The 5649-nt window shown below is 46.1% G+C and carries 5 protein-coding genes; 1 reads left to right on the top strand and 4 read right to left on the bottom strand.

Annotated features, from left to right (window positions below; genetic code table 11):
- Window positions 1-1365: DEAD/DEAH box helicase (locus tag ACQY6Q_RS02170; protein WP_427977339.1), on the bottom strand; the 1365-nt coding region annotated here is incomplete at its 3' end.
- 153 nt (window positions 1366-1518) lie between these two features.
- The gene (locus ACQY6Q_RS02175; protein WP_055731466.1) at window positions 1519-1857 is read right to left on the bottom strand and encodes a Grx4 family monothiol glutaredoxin; all 339 of its coding nucleotides are present in this window, start codon (window positions 1855-1857) and stop codon (window positions 1519-1521) included.
- Window positions 1858-2069: 212 nt separating this feature from the next.
- Between ACQY6Q_RS02175 and sodB the strand changes: the two genes are divergently transcribed.
- Window positions 2070-2651, top strand: a complete 582-nt coding sequence (gene sodB, locus ACQY6Q_RS02180) for a superoxide dismutase [Fe] (protein WP_427977341.1) — start codon at window positions 2070-2072, stop codon at window positions 2649-2651.
- Between the two features lie 116 nt (window positions 2652-2767).
- On the opposite strand, the gene ACQY6Q_RS02185 is transcribed toward sodB, so the two are convergent.
- Both ACQY6Q_RS02185 and hrpA read right to left on the bottom strand, forming a co-directional pair.
- Entirely contained in the window at window positions 2768-3067 is a 300-nt protein-coding gene (locus ACQY6Q_RS02185) for a SelT/SelW/SelH family protein (protein ID WP_427977343.1), read from the bottom strand.
- Window positions 3068-3070: 3 nt separating this feature from the next.
- A partial coding sequence (gene hrpA, locus ACQY6Q_RS02190) for an ATP-dependent RNA helicase HrpA (RefSeq protein ID WP_427977346.1) occupies window positions 3071-5649 on the bottom strand: 2579 nt, incomplete at its 5' end.

The following is a 5649-nucleotide window of genomic DNA, read 5'->3' on the forward strand; positions in this document are numbered from 1 at the left end:
TGAAGGACGTTCGTTATTGAAACGAGCCGAACGAACCTCTGGGTCAGCAGGTAACTTAAATGGACGAGCCGTTTGCGCTTGGAACAACAAGGCAGTGGCGAGTTCAAGTTCGCTCATACCTAAGTTGCTGGCTAACTCAGAAGCAATCGCTTGATAATCTTCTAGCTGAACATTGGCAACCGCTGCTGCCAGTTTATCTTGGAAGCTAGAGATACGCTTCTTCTCGATTTCTTCACGAGTAGGAAGCTGCATTGGCTCAATTTTTTGGCGCGTAACGCGTTCAATATTGCGCAATAAACGTTGTTCGCGGAAACCCACAAACATCACCGCTTTACCACTACGTCCGGCGCGGCCAGTACGACCAATACGGTGCACGTAGGCTTCGGCATCATACGGAATATCGAAGTTAACCACTAAACCAATGCGTTCTACGTCTAAACCACGTGCCGCAACATCGGTGGCGACTACGATATCCAATTTAGCCGCTTTCAAACGCGTAATAGTGCGTTCACGCATGCTTTGGTTCATATCGCCGTTTAACGCAGCAACGCTAAAGCCTTTAGCCTCAAGACGCTCTGCAATATCGGTGGTAGAGGTTTTAGTGCGTGCAAAAATAATGGCGGCACCATCATTATTGACCTCTAATATCCGAGCCAAGGCTTCAATTTTGTTCAATCCGGCCACTTGCCAGTAAAACTGGTCAATGTTTGACACGGTTTGTGTCTTAGCCGCAATTTTAACTTCCTTGGGCTCCGACATGTAATTCTTGGTAATATTTTTAATTGCAGGCGGCATGGTGGCCGAAAACAACGCCGTTTGACGCTCTTTCGGAATATCCCGCATGATGCGCTCTACGTCATCAATAAAGCCCATGCGCAACATTTCATCGGCTTCATCTAAAACTAGCGCTTTTAGCTGGTCTAGTTTTAATTTACCACGCTCAAGGTGATCAATGGTTCGCCCTGGGGTACCCACAATAATCTGTGGACCACGACGAAGTTCCTTAATTTGTTGAGCGTAATCTGCGCCACCATAAATAGCCAGTACACGTAGGCCAGGGATATTACGGCTAAAATCTTTAATGGCGTCAGCCACCTGATTAGCTAACTCACGCGTTGGCGCTAGCACCAACATTTGCGGAACGTTTAGCTGAGGATCAAGTTTAGCTATTAATGGAAGAGAAAAAGCCGCGGTTTTACCGGTGCCAGTTTGTGCCAAGCCAAGTACGTCGTGTCCTTCCAGCAGCAATGGAATGGTCTTTTCCTGAATCGGAGACGGCGTCTCAAATCCAATCTCGGAAATCGCTTTTAAAATCGTTTCAGGTAAAGCAAATTGCTCAAAACTTGAACTGCTGGATTCTGTCATATTTGGCCCACAATTATTTAAAGGATGCGCACTATACGCTTTTGATCACAAAAAGTCTCTTTGATTTTACCTTTTTATGGAAAAACATTGAACAACTTGATAGGCAACAATAAAAAGCCGCTCAAATATGAGCGGCTTTGTTCAAATAATTGCTTACTCAGCCTCGGGAGCTGGGTGTTTGGCGGCGGTTTCTTTGATAAGCGGCTGTAGTTCACCACTACGGAACATTTCCATCACAATGTCACAACCACCAATCAATTCACCTTCTACCCACAATTGTGGGAAGGTTGGCCAATCTGCGTAATTAGGCAACTCGGCACGAATATCTGGGTTTTGTAGAATATCTACATAGGCAAAACGCTCGCCACATTGCATTAGCGCTTCAACGGTTTGTGCCGAAAAGCCACAACTAGGGAACTTAGGCGAACCCTTCATATAGATAAGGATTGGGTTTTCAGCAATTTGCTGTTTGATTTTATCAATCGTTTCCATTTTGAACTTCTCTAATATCTGGACTAAGACTATTCTTGGTGTTGAATATATCCTAGCAACATTGCTGAGCAATTTCACCACTTTGCGCTAGATCAATTTTTTTTGCTGATTTTGCTTTTCCCTACTCAACACTAGTGCTAGACTATTTAGTAAAGTTTTTACTATATAAAAGATTGCGCTGTTACAGCCAATTATTACAAGGAGAGAAACACATGGCATTTACACTACCTGAATTACCATACGCTCAAGACGCCCTAGAGCCACACATCTCAGCAGAGACTTTGTCTTACCACTACGGCAAGCACCACAATACTTATGTAGTTAAACTAAACGGTTTAATTGAAGGCACCGAGCTTGCAGATAAAAGCCTAGAAGAAATCACCAAATCTTCTACTGGCGGCGTCTTCAACAACGCAGCTCAAGTTTGGAACCACACGTTCTACTGGAACTGTTTAGCCCCTAATGCTGGCGGCCAACCAAGCGGTGAACTAGCGGCAGCAATTGATGCCAGCTTCGGTTCATTTGATGAATTTAAAGCGAAATTCACCGACAGTGCAGTAAACAACTTCGGTTCTAGCTGGACTTGGTTAGTGAAAAACGCCGATGGTAGCCTAGCTATTGTAAACACCAGCAACGCTGCGACTCCGCTAACTGATGAAGGTGTTACTCCGCTATTAACTTGTGACCTTTGGGAACACGCTTACTACATCGACTACCGTAACGTGCGCCCTGATTACTTAAATGCTTACTGGTCATTAGTAAACTGGGATTTTGTTGCTAAAAACTTCGCTTAATCACGAAATTTAACCAGCAATAAGGGCGCATTAGCGCCCTTTTATTTTGCCTAAATAGCAGCTCTAACTATGCGACTAGTCAGCCCGCTAGCATTCACTGTAATCTAATACCGACACTAAGACTGGCTGTCGCTGTGGCCTAAGGCCATATCGGGGGCAATAATGTCTCTCACCCGTTGCTTGAGAACCTTCGCCTCCGGAAAACCATTGTCTTGTTTTCTACACCACACTAGCTGCCCATCGACATAAATTTGAAAGCGCCCTTTGCTGGCCGGTTTTAAGGCCACCTCGGAGAGTTCTTGAGAAAAGGTCGTTAACAGCTCTTGGCTCAACCAAGACGCTCTTAACAACCAACCACATAGGCTGCAGTAATAAATCTCGACTTTAGGCCCTTGACTCGCTGTTACTTCACTCACCTGTTACTTCCTTTTTTCTAGTTCGCTAATGTGATTGAGTACCCGCTTCAAAGAGATGGGATACTTAGTGCCCAGTTGCTGAGCAAATAAAGACACCCGCAATTCTTCTATCATCCAACGTAAGTCCTCACCCTCTTGACTATAACTCGGCAAGTTTAATTGTTGGCTACGCTCTGCGGCGGTCTCTACTTGTTGCAAAGCAAGGCGATCTTTGTGTGGGTCTATCGCTAGCTTCTCTAGGCGGCGTTCTATCGCCTTTAAGTAACGCTGCACATCGGCTAAACGCGCTAACCCCACCTTACGCACAAATCCTTTATGCACCAATTGGCCGAGTTGAGCCTTGATATCGGCATGCGCCATGACTCGATCAAAGCCCACTTTACCTTTCAGTTGCTTGGATATTTGATAGTGCAAACTGAGAATTTGTTCTACTTGAACGACGGCTTGCAAAGTTTGGTCGGCCAGCTCACCACGCACTTGGTCACACAGCGCTTTAAAGTCTTTTTCATTATCAATACGCTGCTGCGCCGAGAACTTATCGATAACCGCGAGACAGCAATCATCTAACAATACATCGACTCGACCAAACGGATTAAAGTACAAACCGAGTTTCGCCTTATTCGGCAAATGCTGTTGCAAGTAGCTCAGTGGCGATGGAATATTCAGTTGTAACAACTTACTTAAGCCGCGTGTTTGGCTCCACTGCGCTTCTTCCTCTTTATCGAATAACTTCAAAGAAACCGATTTACCCTCATCTACCAAAGCGGGGTAAGCGGTAAGCTGGTAACCCTGACGCTGCTCTTCAATCACTGCTGGCAATTCACCAAAACTCCACTCACTGAGCTTAGTTTGCTCGGCAAAGGCGCTAGGGGCCATCTCAGCGATAGTTTGTTCTACCTGATGTTGCAGTTTTTGCTGCAAACTTTGATAGCTACGCCCTTGTGCCACTACCTTGCCAGTTTCATCAATAACCTTAAAGTTCACCTTTAAGTGTTCAGGCACCGCATCCATGTTCCAGGCGTCTTCGGGAATTCTCACTCCGCTCATGCGTAGCAGCTGCTTGGTGAGAACTTCCATCAGATTACCCTCAGTATCGGGCACCGCTTGCAAGAAGGCCTGCACATAATTGGGTACGGGGACAAAGTTACGTCGTATCGGCTTAGGCAAAGATTTAATTAAAGCACTGATTAACTCTTCACGAAATGCCGGAATTTGCCATTCAAAGCGGCTAAAGTCGAGCTGGTTTAATAAGGCCAGCGGAATATGCGCACTTACGCCATCATCCGTTTGCCCAGGCTCAAATACATAACTCAGTGCAACCGAGACTTGCTCAAACTGCCAGCGTTCAGGATAGTGTTTATCGGTAATATGGGCCGCATCATGCTGATACAGCATTTGCTTATCAAAGGTCAGCAAATCGGCTTGTTGCTCGCTGGCCTTTTTCCACCAGCGATTGAAGTGGCTGGCAGAAACAATGTCCTGAGGCAAACGCTCGGCGTAAAAATCAAACAAGACTTGGTCATCCACCCGCACGTCACGGCGCCGTTGCTTTTGTTCTAAGGCTTCAGCATCATCGAGTAACTGTTGATTAATTTTAAGGAACTGATGTTTAGCCTGCCATTGCCCTTCCACCAAGGCCGAGCGAATGAACACTTCTCGCGCTACCACCGGGTCAATTTTGCCGTAATTCACCAAGCGTTTATTCACCAAAGTTACACCATATAGGCGCACACTTTCATAAGCCATTACCGCCTGTTGCTTAGTTGACCAGTGCGGCTCACTATAAGACTTCTTAATTAAATGCTCGGCTTGCTGCTCGAGCCATGCGGGCTGGATTTTAGCCACGCCGCGAGCAAATAAGCGCGAAGTTTCTACCAGCTCTGCGGCCACTACCCACTTAGGCGGCTTTTTGGCTTGGCTAGAGCCAGGGAATACCACGAAGCGTGCATTACGCGCCCCAAGAAACTCCCGTTCTTTATCTTTAAAGCCCAAATGACTTAACAAACCGGCGGTAATCGCCTGATGAATGGCATCGTAATCGGCTTCGCTTTGATTTACCGGGTAATCTAGCTCCTTGACCACCGAAGATAACTGATACACCAAATCTTGCCATTCGCGGATCCGCATATAGGCAAGAAACTCTTGCTTGCAGAGCTTTCTAAACTGGTTACCCGATAGCGCTTGTTGCTGCTCTTGTAAGTAACGCCACAACAGCAAATAACTCGAAAAATCGGAATCTTTATCAACAAAACGCGCATGCTTTTGATCGGCAGCTTGCTTACGGTCGTTAGGCCGCTCTCGTGGATCCTGAATCGACAAGGCTGCACAAATCACCATCATCTCTTGCACGCAGTTAAATTGCTTAGCCGCCACCATCATGCGTGCTAAACGCGGATCAATCGGGAACTTTATCACTTCCCTACCACGCGCACTTAAGCTAGGTTTGCCATGGCGCTGCTCTAACGCACCAATTTCTTCTAAAAGGTTTAAACCATCTTTGATATTTCGCTGATCGGGCATATCAATAAAGGGGAAAGCTTCCAACTTGCCCAGCTTTAAGCCCAACATTTGTAAAATAACCG

This window comes from Agarivorans sp., assembly GCF_050295395.1.
Taxonomy (GTDB): Bacteria; Pseudomonadota; Gammaproteobacteria; order Enterobacterales; family Celerinatantimonadaceae; genus Agarivorans.